The sequence below is a fragment of the Bradyrhizobium sp. Leo78 genome, assembly GCF_059512425.1.
The window spans coordinates 1-426 of the sequence record NZ_JCAMOT010000233.1; the positions used below are offsets into that span (position 1 = coordinate 1).

The window sequence follows — 426 nt, forward strand, 5'->3', positions numbered from 1 at the left end:
CGAAATTAAGAAACGGGGGGACATTCACCTGCACCTCTTTTTCAGCGCCGGCGGCGTTTTGGAACCGAAGGCTCTGAGATATGAACGTACGAATAATCCTTCCGGGTCCAAACGAAAAATCACGAACGGGTGAGACCGCAGCGCGGCCGGAACGCAGCTGAAACAAATCATCGTGAGCCGCCCGCAAAGACTGTCGCCGCAAAGAAAAAGCCGCCGGAAACTGCTCTCCGGCGGCTAATATCAATCAACTCTCTTAAAGATCAGGCAGCGAGATCGCGCAGAACCGTCTGCAGGATGCCGCCATTGTTGAGGTAGATTACCTCGTCGAGCGTATCGACGCGCGACAGTAGCGGAACTTCCTTCACGGTGCCGTCGCCATAGGTGATCTTGGCGATCTTCCTCTCGCGCGGCTTGATCTTATCAAGG

Annotated in this window: 1 protein-coding gene; it reads right to left on the bottom strand. The window is 54.9% G+C overall.

All coding sequences use genetic code 11. The features are described 5' to 3' along the window. Positions 1-244, bottom strand: a 244-nt coding sequence (locus AC5ZG1_RS44445) for a hypothetical protein (RefSeq protein WP_496136577.1), incomplete at its 3' end; no start/stop codon positions are given. Between the last annotated feature and the right edge of the window lie 182 nt (positions 245-426).